Below are 16,155 nucleotides of genomic sequence, written 5' to 3'. Positions count from 1 at the left end.
ATTCAGCCCCTCAGTCCCATTCCAGGCCGCCGCGGCGCCAGACGTAGGCGTAGGCGACGAAGACGGTGAGCACGAAGAGCAGCATCTCGACGAGCCCGAAGATCCCCAGGGCGTCGAAGGTGACGGCCCAGGGGTAGAGGAAGACAACTTCGATGTCGAAGACGATGAAGAGCATCGCCGTCAGGTAGTACTTGATCGGGAAGCGACCGCCGCCTGCCGGCGTGGGAGTCGGCTCGATGCCGCACTCGTACGCCTCCAGCTTGGCGCGGTTGTACCGTTTCGGGCCGATCAGCGTGGCCATGACCACGGAGAAGATCGCAAACCCTGCGCCTAGGGCGCCGAGCACGAGGATGGGCGCGTAGGCATTCACGCTCCTCGCTCCTTCCAGTCGTCCTTGACCGTTGGACCGCTGCGCCGGCGCCTGGTGCCCCGCCCCTCGGGGATCTTGTGCATGTGAGGCAGTTCACAAGCCGGGCTGGTGCGCATCCTATGCCCGTCGATCTGTGATCTGCGACACGGGTGACAACACCGAGTTTGTGATCTCCACCACCTGACGAACGATCATGAACCGCAATGAGCGGTGATCTTCGTACGCGAAGCAGCCAGTCGATCACCAACCGTGACATCGCGGTGTGTTACCCCAGGTAGAAGCGGGGTCGCCCTATCAAACGATGAGCTGTGCAGGCAAATTTGGCCGGATGTCGACCTGCGTGATAAAGGGATCCGCGTCGCTCGACCGGGGGACTCGGTGCGGACGGGAGTGGACGCGTGCATCCGTTCACGAGCTCCGGGAGGTCCGGCCCGCCGCCCGCGGACGATCTTTCGGCCGCCCTTCGGTGCGCGGCGGGTCACGGACAGGCCACGGGCGCCTCTCGGCGCGATTTCGGTGTGACCTGCGTCACGCGGGAATCGGAGGTTCCGAAACCGGGCTTGGCCAACGGTGCACCGGGATGGTAGGCCCCGGATCAATTCGGACTTATTGCTGAAACGCCTTGATCACAGCCTTGTGAAGGGCTGTCTGTTTTGTCCGTTACGGCGTCAATAAGGCCCGCGCCGCGCCCGGTTCGCGCCCCTCCCGGCGCAACTGTGGCGCACACCACGTTTCTTGAAGGGAGACCGGGCCCCCTGATAGCGGTTGTCCTCATGTCCCACACCGCTCACATACCCAGCCACCGGAAGCCCCGTCGCAGCGCCTCGAAGCTCGCGGTCCGCGCCGGAGTTGCCGGTGGCGTCCTCAGCACGCTGGCGATGGCCGGCACGGCGAGCGCGTCCCCCGCCGCCGAGCCGGTGACCGAGACGATGGAGATGCCGGTCCTCGACATGGACCTGGCCTCCGAGGTCTCCACCGCCGTCGCCACCGCCGCCGAGAACACCCAGGCGGCCGCCGTCGACGGCGAACTGAACGCCCAGGAGGAGAGCGCCCGCACCGGCGCCGCCGCCGAGGCGAAGAAGGCCAAGGAGGCCGCGGAGAAGAAGGCGAAGGAGGAGGCGGACCGCAAGGCCGAGGCCGAGCGCGCCACCCGCAACGCCGAGCGCACCGCGCTCAAGAGCGCCTCCGCCGCCGCCTCGACCGACGGCCAGGGCGTGGGCACCGTGACCGCCCCGAAGGGCTCCGCCGCGGCCATCATCAGCTTCGCCCGCGCGCAGGTCGGCAAGGCCTACGTCATGGGCGCCACCGGCCCGTCCGCGTTCGACTGCTCCGGCCTCGTCCAGGCCGCGTACCGGCAGGCCAACGTGTCCCTGCCGCGCACCTCGCAGGCGCAGTCCTCGTACGGCACCTCGGTCTCGCTGAGCGCCCTGCAGCCGGGCGACATCCTGTACTGGGGCTCCAAGGGCAGCGCCTACCACGTCGCGCTGTACGTCGGCGGCGGCAAGTTCGTCGGCGCGCAGAACCCCAGCACCGGCATCGTCGAGCGCAGCCTGAGCTACGACCGTCCGACGGGCGCCGTCCGCGTCCTCTGACGCCCGACACCCCGTCACCCGCCGTCCCGCACCCCGCGGTCGGCACCCCGTACGGCGAAGAGCCGGCACTCCCCCGCTCGGGGGAGGAGTGCCGGCCCTTCGGCATGCCCGTACGCGCGTTCGCCGCGTCACCCCCGCCCCGCAGGCCCCGGCGGTCGCGGGAGGCCGCCACAGGGCCGTCCAGCCCCCTTCCCGGGCCCGCCCCGGCCGGCCGCCGACCGCGGACCTCCGCAAAACGCCGGAGCGGGCCGCCGCGGGGAGTTCCGCGGCGGCCCGCTCCGGGCCGGGACCCGTCCGGTGTCAGGCCTTCGGGGCCACCTTCGACAGGCCGTTGATGATGCGGTCCATCGCGTCCCCGCCCGTCGGGTCGGTCAGGTTCGCCAGCATCTTCAGCGTGAACCGCATCAGCACCGGGTGGGTCAGGCCGCGCTGCGCGGCGACCTTCATGACGGCCGGGTTGCCGATCAGCTTCACGAAGGCGCGGCCCAGCGAGTAGTAGCCGCCGTAGGTCTCCTTCAGCACCTTCGGGTACTGGTGCAGCGCCCGCTCCCGCTGCAGCGGCGTCGCCCGCGCGGCCGCCTGCACCACGACGTCCGCCGCGATCTTCCCGGACTCCATCGCGTAGGCGATGCCCTCGCCGTTGAACGGGTTGACGAGTCCGCCCGCGTCGCCGACGAGCAGCAGGCCCTTGGTGTAGTGCGGCTGCCGGTTGAACGCCATCGGCAGGGCCGCCCCGCGGATCGGCTGCGTCATGTTCTCCGGGGTGTAGCCCCAGTCCTCCGGCATGGACGCGCACCACGCCTTGAGGACCTCGCGCCAGTCCAGCTCCCGGAAGGCGGAGGAGGAGTTGAGGATGCCGAGGCCGACGTTGGAGGTGCCGTCGCCCATGCCGAAGATCCAGCCGTAGCCGGGCAGCAGCCGGTCCTGCGGGCCGCGCCGGTCCCACAGCTCCAGCCAGGACTCCAGGTAGTCGTCGTCGTGCCGCGGCGAGGTGAAGTACGTGCGCACCGCGACGCCCATCGGGCGGTCCTCGCGCCGGTGCAGGCCCATCGCCAGCGACAGGCGGGAGGAGTTGCCGTCCGCGGCGACGACGAGCGGGGCGTGGAAGGTGACCGGCGTCTTCTCCTCGCCGAGCTTCGCCTGCACGCCCGTGATGTGGCCGGTGCGCGGGTCGCGGACCGGCTCGCCGACGTTGCAGCGCTCGTACAGGCGGGCACCCGCCTTCTGCGCCTGCCGGGCCAGGGTCTCGTCGAAGTCGTCGCGCTTGCGGACGAGCCCGTAGTCGGGGAAGGAGGCGAGTTCCGGCCAGTCCAGCTGGAGCCGCTGCCCGCCGCCGATGATCCGCAGGCCCTTGTTGCGCAGCCAGCCGGCCTCTTCGGAGATGTCGATGCCCATCGCGACCAGCTGCTTCGTGGCGCGCGGGGTCAGGCCGTCCCCGCAGACCTTCTCGCGCGGGAACGCCGTCTTCTCCAGCAGCAGGACGTCCAGTCCGGCCTTGGCGAGGTAGTAGGCGGTCGTCGAGCCGGCGGGCCCGGCCCCGACGACGATCACGTCCGCGGAGTGTTCGGAGAGGGGCTCGGTCACTGCGGGGTCTCCCGAAGGCTCGATAAGGGGTGCCCATGGGCACAGGACATGTGCAGTCTATGCAGCGAGAGAGATCGTGAATCCGAAGGGTTACCCGATGACAAGCTCGCCGACCACGCCGACCACGCCGCTCCCGGCCGCCGCCCGGCCGCTCCCGGCGGTCCGGCTGCGCGTGCCCACCGACGAGGACGCCCACGCCTGGCACCGCGTCTTCGCCGACCCCGACGTCATGGAGTTCCTCGGCGGGCCCGCCGAGCTGTCCGCGTACGAGGAGATCACCGCCCGGCAGCGGATGCACGACGCCCGGCTCGGCTACTGCCTGTGGACCCTGCTGGACGGGGACGGCGAGGTCATCGGCTTCACCGGCGCCCAGCCGTGGCCCGAGGACAAGGCGTGGGGGCCGGTCGGCGAGATCGAGATCGGCTGGCGCCTCGCCCGCCCCGCGTGGGGCAGGGGATACGCCTACGCCGCCGCGCTGACCACCCTGGAGCGGGTCCGCGCGGCGGGCGTCCCCCGCGTCGTGGCCATGGTGGACGACGCGAACACCCGCTCGGCCGCGGTCGCCGAACGCCTCGGGATGACCCTGGAGGAGGTCTTCCCCCTCCCCGGCGGCCGCCGCACCGGCCGCCGGTACGCCCTCGCGCTGTGAGCCGGCCGCCGGACGGTCAGAAGACGGACAGTCCGGTCAGGGTCGTGAACCGGTCGAGCGCGGCCACGCCCGCAACCGAGTTGCCCCGGCTGTCCAGGCCGGGGCTCCACACGGCGAGCGCGCACCGGCCCGGCACGACCGCGACGATCCCGCCGCCCACCCCGCTCTTGCCGGGCAGGCCCACCCGGTAGGCGAACTCCCCGGCCGCGTCGTACGTCCCGCAGGTCAGCATCACCGCGTTGACCTGCTTGGCCTCGCTGCGGGTCAGCAGCCGCGACCCGTCCGCGCGCAGGCCGTGCCGGGCCAGGAACAGGCCCGCGCGGGCCAGGTCGGCGCAGCTCATCGCGATCGAGCACTGCCAGAAGTAGTGGTCGAGCAGGGCGGGCACGGGGTTGTCGATGTTCCCGTACGAGGCCATGAAGTGGGCCAGCGCCGCGTTGCGGTCGCCGTGCTCGTGCTCGGAGGCGGCGACCTCGGCGTCGAAGGAGACGTCCGGATTGCCGCTCTCCGCGCGCAGGAACTCCAGCAGCTCGCTGCTGGCGTCGCCGGTCAGGGTCTGGAGCCGGTCGGTGACGACGAGGGCGCCCGCGTTGATGAACGGATTGCGGGGGATTCCGTTCTCGTGCTCCAGCTGCACCAGCGAGTTGAACGGGTTGCCCGACGGCTCCCGCCCGACCCGCCGCCACAGGCTGTCGCCGCCCTCGGCGAGCGCCAGGGCCAGCGCGAACACCTTGGTGATCGACTGGGCGGAGAACGGCACCCGCCAGTCCCCCACCCCGTGGACGTTCCCGTCGAGGTCGGCGACCGCCATGCCGAAGTGGCGCGGGTCCACCTCGGCGAGGGCCGGGATGTACTCGGCGGGCGTGCCGCTGCCGATCAGCGGGGCGACGTCCGCCGCGATCCGCTCCAGCAGTCCCGCGAGGTCCGGGGCTCCGCCGTCCACCGCCGCCGCCACCGCCGGCTCAGGCCTTGAAGCCGCGGTGCAGGGCGACGATGCCGCCGCTGAGGTTGCGCCAGGCCACCCGGGACCAGCCGGCCTTCTGCAGCAGCGCCGCCAGCGCGGACTGCTCGGGCCACTCGCGGATCGACTCGGCGAGGTACACGTACGCGTCGGGGTTGGAGGACACGGCCCGCGCCACCGGCGGCAGCGCGCGCATCAGGTACTCCGTGTACACGGTGCGGAAGGGCGCCCACGTCGGCTGGGAGAACTCGCAGATGACGACCTGCCCGCCGCGCTTGGTCACCCGGTGCATCTCGCGGAGCGCGCCCTCGGTGTCCTGGACGTTGCGCAGCCCGAAGGAGATCGTCACGGTGTCGAAGACGCCGTCGGCGAAGGGCAGCCGGGTCGCGTCGCCGGCGGTCAGCGGCAGCCAGGCGTGGCGCTTCTTGCCCTCGCGGAGCATGCCGAGGGAGAAGTCGCAGGGGACGACGTACGCACCGGTCGCGGCGAACGGCAGGGAGGACGTCGCCGTTCCGGCGGCGAGGTCCAGCACCTTCTGGCCGGGGCGGGCGGCGACCGCCCGGGCGACCTCCTTGCGCCAGAGGCGGGCCTGGCCGAGGGAGAGCACGTCGTTGGTGAGGTCGTAGTTCGCCGCCACCCCGTCGAACATGGAGGCGACTTCGTGCGGCTGCTTGTCCAGGGATGCGCGGGTCACTGGCGTGGGCCCCTCAGATGGTCCGGAGTACGTACTCCCCCATCCTCTCAGGCCGCCCGCCCCGGCCGCGGCGGGGCCACCCGCGCTTCCGGCGGCCGGCGGCCGGACGCCCGGCTCCTCGCGCGCGGTGCGGGCCGACTGTGCGCCGCCGACGCGGCGTTACCGGCAAGTACTGGCCCGGAGGACAGTTATGCGGAGGCGGTGCGACAGGGTTTACTGGGGCGGCGCGGCCCGGTGACGGTCACCACCCGCGGGTCCAGGGCCGCCCGGCGCGGCCCGCAAACCATGCGGCAGCCGCGAGCAAAGGGCTACAGCATGCCGGCAGGCCGCAGCGCCACGGGCCGCACCACCACCCGACGCCGCACCTCCGCGGCGGCATCCGCACCCCGCGGGCCGCGCGCCCGCCGCCGCGCCGAGCGGCGCAGGCGGCTCCGCCGCACCCTCCTCGTCTCGGCCACCTCCGTCGCCGCCGCGGCCGCCCTGTGGACGGCCTGGCCGTCGCCGGAGACGGCGGCCGTCGCGAACGGCCGGGGCGCCGCGGCCAAGGCGTCCGGCGAACCCGACACCTCCGCCCACACCGAGGACGGCGGCGCCTCCCGCTCCTCCGGCTCGGGCGGGCGCAGCCCCGCCGCGTCCCCCTCGCCGTCCTCCTCCCCCTCGCCGCAGCCCTCCGGCAAGGCCGGCGCCGTCCCGGCGACCGGCGACGGCGTCTTCACCGCCTCCACCCGCACGGGGCAGCCGCAGGGCAAGGGCACCGCCCGACGCTGGCGCGTCGAGGTCGAGGGCGGCAGCGGCATCGACCCGAACACCGCCGCGCAGGCCGTGGAGGCGATACTCGGCGACAAGCGCGGCTGGATCCGGGACCCCGCGTACGGCTTCCAACTCGTCGGCCCCGGGCAGCCGGTGGACTTCACCGTGAAGATCGCCACCCCGAAGACCACCGACCGGCTGTGCGAGGTCGTCACGCCCGAGCTCGTCGGCGAGACCAACTGCCGCGCCGGGCACGACGTGATCGTCAACCTCAAGCGCTGGCAGGAGGGTTCGCCGCAGTTCAAGGGCCCGGTGGAGGAGTACCGGGCGCTGATCGTCAACCACGAGGTGGGGCACGAGCTGGGCCGCGGGCACGAGTCCTGCCCCGCCCCCGGCAAGCCGGCGCCGGCGATGATGCAGCAGATCAGGGGACTGTTCGGCTGCGTCGCGAACGCATGGCCGTACACCGAAAATGGAACCTACTTGTCCGGTCCAGCCGTCCCCTAGAGCGGGGAGAGTCGGTGAGTCGACCGTCCGGGCCGTGACGGCCGGGGGCGAGGAGTGGAAACGTGCGTGTCGTCAGCTTCAGCGTCCCGGCCTGGTTCCCGGCGTACGGGAGGGAGACGACGGCCCGCCGCCCCGAGGTCCAGCTGACCGAGCAGGAGTCGGCCGTCTTCCTGTGCCTGGCGACCGGCGCGTCGAACGCCGAGCTCGCGGGCGAACTCCACCTCTCCGTCAGCACGGTGAAGTTCCACGTCCACAACATACGGGCCAAGCTGGGCGGGATCAGCCGCCTCCAGGCCTGCCTGCTGGCCGCCCTGGCCCGCGAGGAGGGGACGCTCAGCGCCGGCGGTGCAGCAGCCGTCCGCCGATGACGGTGGCCACGCACGCCGCGGACCCGGCCTCGCGCAGGGAGCCGGCCGCGGCCGCGAACACCGCGAAACGGGCGGGGCCGCCCGCCGCCACGACCCCGTGGAAGGCGTCCTGAACGTCGGCCAGGCCCTCGAACGGATCCGCCGACACCGCACGCCGCCCCCCGGGCGCCCCCTCGCCGGCGGCCGGAGGCAGCAGTTCCAGGCCCGAGCGGGCCACCGCCGTCCGCACCGCCGCGACCGTCAACCGCCCCGACACCGCCACCACCCCGCGGGCCAGCAGCTTCTGCGCGGCGCGCCGCGCGCTGTTGCCGCGGCGGGCCTCCGTCAGCCCCAGCGCGGCCAGCTCCGCAGCGCCGGCGATCGGCTCGGTGCCGAGCGCGTCCGCCTCGAACTGCCCGTCCGGGTGGTAGGCCTCCTCCAGCAGCTCCCGCGCCCCGTGCAGCACGAGCCCCGGGGTGAGCAGACCGGGCCAGCGCCGCACCCGCGCCTGCGGGGCCCGCGCGCCGAGCTCCTCGTACGGGCCGACCGCGGTGATCCGCCCGCCGTCGACGAGGACCGCCCCGCCGGGCAGCGGATCGGCCCCCCGCCCGGTGAGGAGGACGTCGGCGCGGTGCAGCGTCAGCACGGGCGGGTCACTCGGCGGAGATGAGCTTCAGCTCGGGGTGGGCGGTGCCGCCCTCGATCGCGACGGACGAGATGTGCGAGACGACGCGGTGGTCGACGGGGTCGTCCGCCGGGTCCGTGTGCACCGCGAGGTGCTCGTACGTCGTGGCGCGCTGGGCGGGGACGCGGCCCGCCTTGCGGATCAGGTCGATGATCTCGTGCCGGTTCGAGCGGTGCTTGGCTCCCGCCGAGGAGACGACGTTCTCCTCCAGCATGATCGAGCCGAGGTCGTCCGCGCCGTAGTGCAGCGACAGCTGCCCGGCCTCCTTGCCGACGGTCAGCCAGGAGCCCTGGATGTGGGCGACGTTGTCGAGGAACAGGCGCGCGACCGCGATCATCCGCAGGTACTCGAAGACGGTCGCCTGCGTGCGGCCCTTCAGGTGGTTGTTCTCCGGCTGGTACGTGTACGGGATGAACGCCCGGAAGCCGCCCGTCCGGTCCTGGACGTCGCGGATCATCCGCAGGTGCTCGATCCGCTCGGCGTTGGTCTCGCCGGTGCCCATCAGCATGGTGGAGGTCGACTCGACGCCCAGGCCGTGCGCCAGCTCCATGATCTCCAGCCAGCGCTCGCCGGACTCCTTCAGCGGGGCGATGGCCTTGCGCGGCCGCGCCGGCAGCAGTTCCGCGCCGGCGCCGGCGAAGGAGTCCAGGCCCGCCGCGTGGATGCGGCGGATGGCCTCCTCGGCGCTCACCCTGGAGATGCGGGCCATGTGCTCGACCTCGGACGCGCCGAGGGAGTGGATGACCAGCTGCGGGAACGCCTTCTTGATCGCGGAGAAGTGCTCCTCGTAGTACTCCACCCCGAAGTCCGGGTGGTGGCCGCCCTGGAACATGATCTGCGTGCCGCCGAGCTCCACGGTCTCCGCGCAGCGGCGCAGGATGTCGTCGAGGTCGCGGGTCCAGCCCTTCTTCGTGTCCTTCGGGGCCGCGTAGAAGGCGCAGAACTTGCAGGCCGTCACACAGACGTTGGTGTAGTTGATGTTCCGCTCGATGATGTACGTCGCGATGTGCTCCGTGCCCGCGTAGCGGCGGCGGCGGGCGGCGTCGGCGGCGGAGCCGAGGGCGTGCAGCGGGGCGTGCCGGTAGAGGTCGAGCGCCTCCTCGGCGGAGATCCGGCCCCCTTCGGCGGCGCGGTCGAGGACAGACTGGAGAGCGGCCTGGTCGGTCACCGGTGCGTCACCCTTCGGCGGTGTGTCAAGAGGTCCGGACCGATCCAGCCTACGCCAGGGCCCGGGGCGGGAAATCACCGGATGCGCGTCAGGTCCCCCTCGGGGTTTCCGGCGGCAGCGTCGCCCGACTTGTAGTGCAGGGTGCCGTTGTCGTTGAGGGAGAAGCGCTCCTCGGAGGAGCCGTTCGAGCAGATGCCGGGAGCCGGGTTGGGGCCGCCCGACGTGTCGAGGACCAGCGAGTGGTCGGTCGCGGAGACGAGCTTCCAGTCGCCGCTGCAATCGGTGCCGATCAGCGGCAGCACGGACTTGTCCCGGCCGACGACCTCGCCGGTGCGGCCCGCCTTGATGGTGATCTCGAACTCGGCCGGGACGCCCATGCGGGCCGTGGTCACCGTCCCCTTCCACGTCCCGACCAGCTCCTTCGGGACGTCGGCGCGCGCCTTCGGCGCCGACGGGCCGGGCGTGGCAGGGCTCTCGCCGGAGGCGGACGGCGGGCGGGCGCCCGCGTCCTGGCCGCTGCCGCCGCCTCCCGGCAGGAGCCCGAGCCCGTACAGCCCGCCGGAGAGCGCCGAGACGACGGCGGCCGCGGCGAGGACCACGGTGCAGCTGACGCGCCGCCCGGCCGCGGTGAAGGCCAGCCGGCGCCCGGCCCCGGCGGCCCCGGTGGCCCGGCCGTCGCCCTCGCCGCCCGCGCCGCCGCCCGTACCGGAGTCGCCGGGGGCGGGGCGCGGCCCGGGCAGGGCGCCGCCCGCGGTCTGCGTCGGCGCGCCGTACGGGCCCGCCGGCCCGGCGTACCCGGAGCCGGCCGGGCCGCCGTACGACGGGTCCGGCGCCCCGAAGACGCCCGCGGCGGCCCCGTACGCGGGCGTGGTGAACGGGACCGGGCCCGAGGCGGCCTCCTGCTGCGCGGCGGGCTCCCCCGCCTCCAGGTCGAGCAGGGCGACGGCCGCCCGGCTCGCGTCCTCCAGCACGGCCGCGGGGAGCCGCCCGGGGGCGAGCAGCGCGCCGTCGAAGGCGTCCGCGACGGCCTGCGGTGCGGGCCGGTCCGCGGCGTCCTTCGCCAGGCAGGCGGCGACCAGGTCGCGCAGCGGGCCGGCCGGGACGGCGTCGAGGTCCGGCGGCTCGTGCACCACCTTGTAGAGGAGGGTCGCCGAGTGGTCCCCGCTGAACGGCGGCCGGCCCGTCGCGGCGAACGCCAGCACCGCGCCGAGGGAGAACACGTCGGAGGCGCCGGTGACGCCGCGGCCGAGGATCTGCTCGGGGGACATGTAGCCGGGCGAGCCGACGGAGACCCCGGTGGAGGTGAGGGAGGCGGTGCCGTCCGTGGCCCGCGCGATGCCGAAGTCGATCAGGCGGGGGCCGTCGAGGGTGAGCATCACGTTCGACGGCTTCACGTCGCGGTGGACCAGGCCCAGCGCGTGGACGGCGCACAGGGCGCGGGCCAGGCCCTCGCCGAGGGCGCGCACGGCCGGCTCGGGCAGCGGCCCGTGTGCGGCGACCGCCGCGCCGAGGGACGGCCCCGCGACGTACCCGGTGGCCACCCACGGCACCGGCGCGTCGGGGTCGGCGTCGAGGACGGGCGCGGTCCACTCGCCGCCGACCCGGCGGGCGGCCTCCACCTCGCGGCGGAACCGGGCGCGGAACTCGGTGTCGGCGGCGAAGTGCGGGTGCACGACCTTGACGGCGACCGTACGGCCGCCCGCGCTGCGGCCCAGGTAGACGCGGCCCATGCCGCCCGCCCCGAGCCTCCCCAGCAGCCGGTACGCCCCGATGGTCCGCGGTTCGCCGGCTTCGAGCGGCTGCAACACGTCCCCTCCCCCGTGGTCCGGGCCCGCCGGGGCCCTCTGCTCGCTGCGTGTGTGATCGCCAGCCGCCACCTTAGGCGGGCCGGGCCGCCGCCGGGGCGGATCCGCCGGGCCCGGAGCCGGCAGGGCGGCCGGTATTCCCGTCCGGGCGGGACGGTGAGGGCCGCCCGGATTAACCGGGGCGGGCGCGCCGCGTGAATGAAGGCGGAATTCCCGATAAACGGATCATGTGGAGGAGATCGCGGATCGCGACCGCCGGGGAGGCCCGGAGCGGAACGGGAGCGGAACCGGGACGGCCGCCCGAAAAATCGATCACGCCAACCGGTCAGACTTTCAGCAGCTCCACCGCCACGTCCGCCGGATAGCCCGTCGCGGAACCCGTACGGCGCGCGAATTCCCGTACGCCCGCCAACTGCTCCGGACCGAAACGGAAGTCGAGCGTGGTGAAGTACCGCTCCAGCAGGGCGGCGTCGAAGGCCTCCCAGCGCGCCGCCTGCTCGGCGACCTTGGCGACCTCCTCCAGGGAGATGTCCCGCGAGTCGAGGAACGCCTCGTGCACCTGCCGGACCACGGCCGGCTCGCGCTCCAGGTAGTCCTTCCGGGCCGCCCACACGGCGAAGACGAACGGCAGCCCGGTCCACTCCTTCCACATCTGCCCCAGGTCGTGGACCTCCAGCCCGAGCCGCGGCGCGTCGTGCAGCGAGGCCCGCAGCGCGGCGTCCCCGATCAGCACCGCCGCGTCCGCCTCCTGCATCATCAGCCCCAGGTCGGGCGGGCAGGTGTAGTAGTCGGGGCGCACCCCGTACTGCTCGGCGAGCAGCAGCTGCGCCAGGCGCACGGACGTGCGGGAGGTCGAGCCGAGCGCGACGCGCGCCCCGTCCAGCCGCTCCAGCGGCACCTGCGAGACGATCACGCAGGACATGACCGGACCGTCGCAGCCGACCGCGAGATCGGGGAACGCGACGAGGTCGTCCGCGTTGCGGAGGAACTCGACCAGGGTGATCGGCGCGATGTCGAGGCGGCCGCGGACGAGGTGCTCGCTCAGCTTCTCCGGCGTGTCCTTGGTCAGCTCCAGGTCCAGCAGCGTGCCGGTTCTGGCCAGCCCCCAGTACAGGGGAAGGCAGTTCAGGAACTGAATGTGGCCCACCCGGGGCCGGCTGCGATACACGTCCACATCGCGAGACTAGCTGGCGGCCCCGCGTCAGCCTTCGCGCGGGTCTCAAACGTCCGGGTGACGTGATCTTTCCCTCTGGTCTCGGCCGCGGTGTGCGTGCTAGGCTCGACGCAAGTTGCAGTTTGGTTTCCCTTGCAGTACGAGGCCTGCGGAGAATGTGACCCGCGGGCTTTTGTAGTTTTCAGACTTCTTAGCAGGTTCTGGAGCAGGGCGACCCTTTGGCCCATATAGGAGGGCTCATGGCTACCGGAACCGTGAAGTGGTTCAACGCTGAAAAGGGCTTCGGCTTCATCGCCCAGGACGGCGGCGGCCCGGATGTCTTCGTCCACTACTCCGCGATCAACGCGTCTGGCTTCCGCTCCCTCGAGGAGAACCAGACCGTGAACTTCGACGTCACCCAGGGTCCGAAGGGCCCGCAGGCGGAGAACGTCACCCCGGCCTAATCGCCCGGGGCCAACCATCGCGGTTGGAAAGCACCACCCAAGGAGCCCTGCCTCCTCCGCACGAGCGGAGAGAGGCGGGGCTCCTGCCTTTTCCGGGCCCCGGGGCCCGAGCGGGGCCCGCGGAGGGAAGCGAAACGGCGGCCGCCCGCCACCGTCACGGGGACGGGGCGGGCGGCCGCCGCTCGTACTACGGTCCGCTTACCGCCGGGCGGAGGTCACCGCCGGGGTCTCCGGGGCCTTCGGCTCCGGGCTCTCGCCGGAGCCGGCCTTGGCGGTCACCTTGAGCTCCAGCAGCAGCACCACGTTCTCCTTCGTGGTCAGCCGCAGGTGGTAGGTGCCGGGGGCGACGTCGGCCGTGAGCAGCTCGGGCAGCGCGATCACACCGTCGGCGCCCGACGGGTCGAGCTCCACCCGGAACAGCTTCGCGCCGTCCTCCGCGCCCTTGAAGTACGGGCCCTTCGCCTTCGCCGGGTCCACCGGAACCCACGCGCCGGCCGCGTCCTTCTCGACCAGCGCGGCGGTGGCCCGCGTACCCGCAACCGGCTGGCCGGCGGCCGCGGCCTTCACCTTGACGCCCGTCAGCGGCGTCCCGGCGACGACCTCCAGCGGCTTGTCCGCGCCCGCGCCGGTCCGCACCAGCAGGTCGGCCACCGGGGCCGGCTTCGCGGTGACGGTACCGGTGAGGTTCACCGTGAACTGGCGGGTGGTGTCGTAGCCGGAGGCGCGCAGCGTGAACGTGCCGCCCTTCGGGCCGGCCTTCAGGCCCGGCGCGGCCGCGATGCCCTGGGCGTCCGTCCGGACCACCAGGTGCGAGCGGCCCTCCGTGCCGAAGCGGGTGCCGCCGGTGGTGTCCTCCTCGACGGCGAACAGCACGTGCTGGCCGACGGCCGGCTTGCCGTCGCTGAGCAGCGCCTTGACGCGCGGCACCGCGGTGAACTCCGTACCGGCCTCCGCCTTCAGGGCGGCGCCGTCGACGACCTCCAGCTTGGCCAGCTGCGCCGGCGCGGGCTTCTCCGGCTCCGGCTTCGGCTTCTCGGGCGTCGGCTGCGGGGTCGGCGTCGACGGCTTCGCCGGGGTGGTCGTCGGCGTGGACGGCTTCGTCGGCGTGGTGGGCCGCGGGGTCGGCAGCACCGGCGTCGTCGGCGTCGGGTACGTCCCGACGGGCGGGTTCGCGACCTCGGTCGCGCCGCTCTGGTACTGGCGCATGTAGCCGAGCACCGTGTTCACGTACTCGCGCGAGTTGTTGTAGCTGAGGATCGCGCGGTCGAGCTGCGCCTGGTCGGACAGGTTGCGGTCGCCGGCGCACAGGTAGAGCCCGGCGCCGAGCGCCGCGTCGTAGATGTTGTTCGGGTCGCGCTTGGAGTCGCCGCTGCCGTCGGCGCCCCAGGTGGCCCAGGTCGAGGGGATGAACTGCATCGGGCCGACGGCCCGGTCGTAGGCGGTGTCGCCGTCCCACTCGCCCTTGTCGGTGTCCTTGATCTCGGCGAAGCCCTGCCCGTTGAGCTGGGGGCCGCGGATCGGCTTCTCGGTGTAGCCGTCGGCCTTGAGCCCGTACCCGGATGCGTGCACGGACTCCACACGGCCGATGCCGGCGAGCAGCTGCCAGGGCAGCTTGCAGTTCGGCAGTGCGGCGGCGACCGCCGTCTCGGCGCGCTTGTACGCGTCGAGGGCGGTCGCGGGTATCCCGCTGGCCCCCTCGCCGGCGACCACCCCGCCGGCCGGCGGCACGGCCGGGTCGGCGACGTCCTGCGGCAGGTCGAGCCGGGCGTCACCGCGGTCGGTGGCCTGGGGGCTGTCCGGAGTTGGCTCGGACTCCCCCGCATCGGCGGTCGGCGGGTTGGTCACGACGGCGGCGGTCGTGAGACTGGCCGCGAGCGCGGCCGTGCACAGTACCTTGCGCGAGGTGTTGACGAGGTGGCGGTGAAGCGGCTTCACAGTGCGGCGATCCCCCCAAGGCGGCCGGCAAGTTGTACGGCGGGTCGAGCCGTGAATATTCACTGTCTATCAGGTATTCCAAGACGACTCACCGCCGCCCCGGCACTTCCGCCACACCATTCGTCTCGCCTTCCGCCCCAGAACCGACAGAACGCCCAGGGGACGGCACGGTGGGGGGATTTGGGAGGATTCGGGGGTGGGGGGGGGAGGACGGGAGCCGAGCACTCGGGGACGGGGACGGACCGGGGCAGGGGTGGCGGGAGCCGACAAGCCGCGCCGGAGACGCCCCGCCGAAGCCGGCGAAGGCGGCGGCCACGCGGGCGGCGTCGGAGACGAACGGGGGGCGCGGCTCCGGCAGAGGCCGATGAGGCACCATCGACAAGGCGACGACGGAAACGGCGACGGCGGCCACGCGGGGCGGCGTCGGAGACGAACGGGGAGGCGCGGCCCCAGCAGAAGCCGATGAGGCACCACCGACAAGGCGACGACGGAAACGGCGGAAGCAGGAGCCGACGACTCGGGGTCGGCGTGCTCCGGGGGTGTCCCGGCAGCCCATTGTCCTTCCGGGTCGGGCCGCCCTGTAAAGGGCGCTCCCTGCGGTCGCGTCGCTGCGCGATGGCCCTTGCGGGCCACCCTTGACAGGACGACCCGCCCCGGAATGCCAACAAGCTGCCGGGAAGCCCCCAGGGGAATGGCCTGGAGGGAACGAGGGGCATGAGGGGTCATCAGAGAGCCTTCTCTCCCGCCCCGGCCGCCGCGTCCCGCCCTACCGGCATCAGCAGCCCCGTCGGCAGAGACCCGGCCGGCTCTGACCGCACGAAACGACGCCCAGAGCATCATCCGGAGACAGAAGCGCCCCAGATCGCTACGTGGGCCTCCTCTGCTCGGCGGCTGGCGGCCGTCAGCACCGCAACATCGCGTCAGATGGGCCAGATGGGCCAGATGGCTGCATACTCCCGTATTTCGGCGGCTGGCTGCCGTCATGGGCGGGAGACGCATCAGATCACTACACGTGTCCCTCATCTCGGCGGCTGACGGCCGTCATGGGCGGCGAAGCGCACCTACTCGCTCCGCGCTCCTCATATCTCGGCGGCAGACGGCAGGTAGACGGCCTCCGCCCTCCCAGCGCCTGCGAGCCGGCGGTCAGCCGCCGAGCCGACGGCGCCCCTGTAGCGATCTGACGCGCTCCCGGCCCCTGACGGCCGCCGGACGCCAAAGGCACAGCGCCCCTGTAGCGATCTGACGCGCTCCCGGCCCCCGACGGCCGCCGGACGCCAAACCTGGGGCGCCCACGTAGCGATCAGCCGCGCTCCTGTCTCCGGATGATGCTCTGGGCGTCGTTTCGTGCGGTCAGAGCCCACCCGGCTCCCGCCGACGGGGCAGCTGATGCCGGTGGGACGAAAGGGGCCACTGAGGCGGGGGAGCAAGCTCCCTGATCCGGCTTGTAGGCCCAAGTACCTCCAGGCCATTCCCCCGGGGGCGGCCCCGGCA

Annotated in this window: 14 protein-coding genes; 5 read left to right on the top strand and 9 right to left on the bottom strand. The window is 73.1% G+C overall.

Translation table 11 applies throughout. The annotated features are described in order from the left end of the window. Nucleotides 1-10 precede the first annotated feature (10 nt). Nucleotides 11-370, bottom strand: a complete 360-nt coding sequence (locus IE170_RS04105) for an NADH-quinone oxidoreductase subunit A (protein WP_114053663.1) — start codon at nt 368-370, stop codon at nt 11-13. A 773-nt stretch (nt 371-1,143) separates the two neighbouring features. Here IE170_RS04105 and IE170_RS04100 point away from each other — a divergent pair. After that, entirely contained in the window at nt 1,144-1,962 is an 819-nt protein-coding gene (locus IE170_RS04100) for a C40 family peptidase (RefSeq protein ID WP_189807940.1), read from the top strand. A gap of 300 nt (nt 1,963-2,262) precedes the next feature. On the opposite strand, the gene IE170_RS04095 is transcribed toward IE170_RS04100, so the two are convergent. Next, complete coding sequence (locus tag IE170_RS04095; RefSeq protein WP_125540761.1) at nt 2,263-3,546, bottom strand: geranylgeranyl reductase family protein; 1,284 nt, start codon at nt 3,544-3,546, stop codon at nt 2,263-2,265. A 97-nt stretch (nt 3,547-3,643) separates the two neighbouring features. Between IE170_RS04095 and IE170_RS04090 the strand changes: the two genes are divergently transcribed. Continuing rightward, nucleotides 3,644-4,195: a GNAT family N-acetyltransferase gene (locus IE170_RS04090; protein ID WP_189807939.1), complete on the top strand. Its 552-nt coding sequence runs from the start codon at nt 3,644-3,646 to the stop codon at nt 4,193-4,195. 16 nt (nt 4,196-4,211) lie between these two features. Here the strand turns inward: IE170_RS04090 and IE170_RS04085 are convergent, their stop codons facing one another. Both IE170_RS04085 and IE170_RS04080 read right to left on the bottom strand, forming a co-directional pair. Continuing rightward, entirely contained in the window at nt 4,212-5,138 is a 927-nt protein-coding gene (locus tag IE170_RS04085) for a glutaminase (RefSeq protein ID WP_189807938.1), read from the bottom strand. A 19-nt stretch (nt 5,139-5,157) separates the two neighbouring features. Beyond that, on the bottom strand, nt 5,158-5,850 hold the full coding sequence (locus IE170_RS04080; RefSeq protein ID WP_189807937.1) for a demethylmenaquinone methyltransferase: 693 nt from the start codon (nt 5,848-5,850) through the stop codon (nt 5,158-5,160). A 315-nt stretch (nt 5,851-6,165) separates the two neighbouring features. On the opposite strand from IE170_RS04080, the gene IE170_RS04075 reads away from it, so the two are divergent. Continuing rightward, a complete protein-coding gene (locus IE170_RS04075; protein ID WP_189807936.1) occupies nt 6,166-7,107 on the top strand; it encodes a DUF3152 domain-containing protein in 942 nt (313 codons plus the stop codon). Between the two features lie 62 nt (nt 7,108-7,169). Continuing rightward, complete coding sequence (locus IE170_RS04070; protein WP_189807935.1) at nt 7,170-7,475, top strand: response regulator transcription factor; 306 nt, start codon at nt 7,170-7,172, stop codon at nt 7,473-7,475. Here IE170_RS04070 and IE170_RS04065 read toward each other — a convergent pair. The 4 genes from IE170_RS04065 to IE170_RS04050 form a co-directional block, all read right to left on the bottom strand. Further along, on the bottom strand, nt 7,441-8,100 hold the full coding sequence (locus IE170_RS04065) for an imidazolonepropionase-like domain-containing protein (protein ID WP_189807934.1): 660 nt from the start codon (nt 8,098-8,100) through the stop codon (nt 7,441-7,443). The two genes, IE170_RS04070 and IE170_RS04065, sit on opposite strands and share 35 nt — an antisense overlap. A 7-nt stretch (nt 8,101-8,107) precedes the next feature. Further along, entirely contained in the window at nt 8,108-9,307 is a 1,200-nt protein-coding gene (gene mqnC / locus IE170_RS04060; RefSeq protein ID WP_189807933.1) for a cyclic dehypoxanthinyl futalosine synthase, read from the bottom strand. Nucleotides 9,308-9,381: 74 nt separating this feature from the next. After that, nucleotides 9,382-11,112, bottom strand: coding sequence for a serine/threonine-protein kinase (locus IE170_RS04055; RefSeq protein ID WP_189808203.1), 1,731 nt, complete (start codon nt 11,110-11,112; stop codon nt 9,382-9,384). 325 nt (nt 11,113-11,437) lie between these two features. Continuing rightward, the gene (locus tag IE170_RS04050; RefSeq protein WP_189807932.1) at nt 11,438-12,286 is read right to left on the bottom strand and encodes a menaquinone biosynthetic enzyme MqnA/MqnD family protein; all 849 of its coding nucleotides are present in this window, start codon (nt 12,284-12,286) and stop codon (nt 11,438-11,440) included. 239 nt (nt 12,287-12,525) lie between these two features. Here IE170_RS04050 and IE170_RS04045 point away from each other — a divergent pair, with 239 nt between their 5' ends. Beyond that, entirely contained in the window at nt 12,526-12,729 is a 204-nt protein-coding gene (locus IE170_RS04045) for a cold-shock protein (protein ID WP_030012116.1), read from the top strand. 198 nt (nt 12,730-12,927) lie between these two features. On the opposite strand, the gene IE170_RS04040 is transcribed toward IE170_RS04045, so the two are convergent. Further along, nucleotides 12,928-14,664: a lytic transglycosylase domain-containing protein gene (locus IE170_RS04040; RefSeq protein ID WP_229884590.1), complete on the bottom strand. Its 1,737-nt coding sequence runs from the start codon at nt 14,662-14,664 to the stop codon at nt 12,928-12,930. Nucleotides 14,665-16,155 lie beyond the last annotated feature (1,491 nt).

The organism is Streptomyces toxytricini (assembly GCF_014649915.1).
In the GTDB taxonomy this organism is placed as follows: Bacteria; Actinomycetota; Actinomycetes; order Streptomycetales; family Streptomycetaceae; genus Streptomyces; species Streptomyces toxytricini.
Note: the sequence above shows the minus strand (reverse complement) of the source record. Positions and strands in the feature narration are given on the sequence as shown.

Coding starts and splice junctions, on each gene's coding strand:
- IE170_RS04100 (WP_189807940.1), top strand. CDS start 1,144: ATGTCCCACACCGCTCACATACCCAGCCACCGGAAGCCCCGTCGCAGC.
- IE170_RS04090 (WP_189807939.1), top strand. CDS start 3,644: ATGACAAGCTCGCCGACCACGCCGACCACGCCGCTCCCGGCCGCCGCC.
- IE170_RS04075 (WP_189807936.1), top strand. CDS start 6,166: ATGCCGGCAGGCCGCAGCGCCACGGGCCGCACCACCACCCGACGCCGC.
- IE170_RS04045 (WP_030012116.1), top strand. CDS start 12,526: ATGGCTACCGGAACCGTGAAGTGGTTCAACGCTGAAAAGGGCTTCGGC.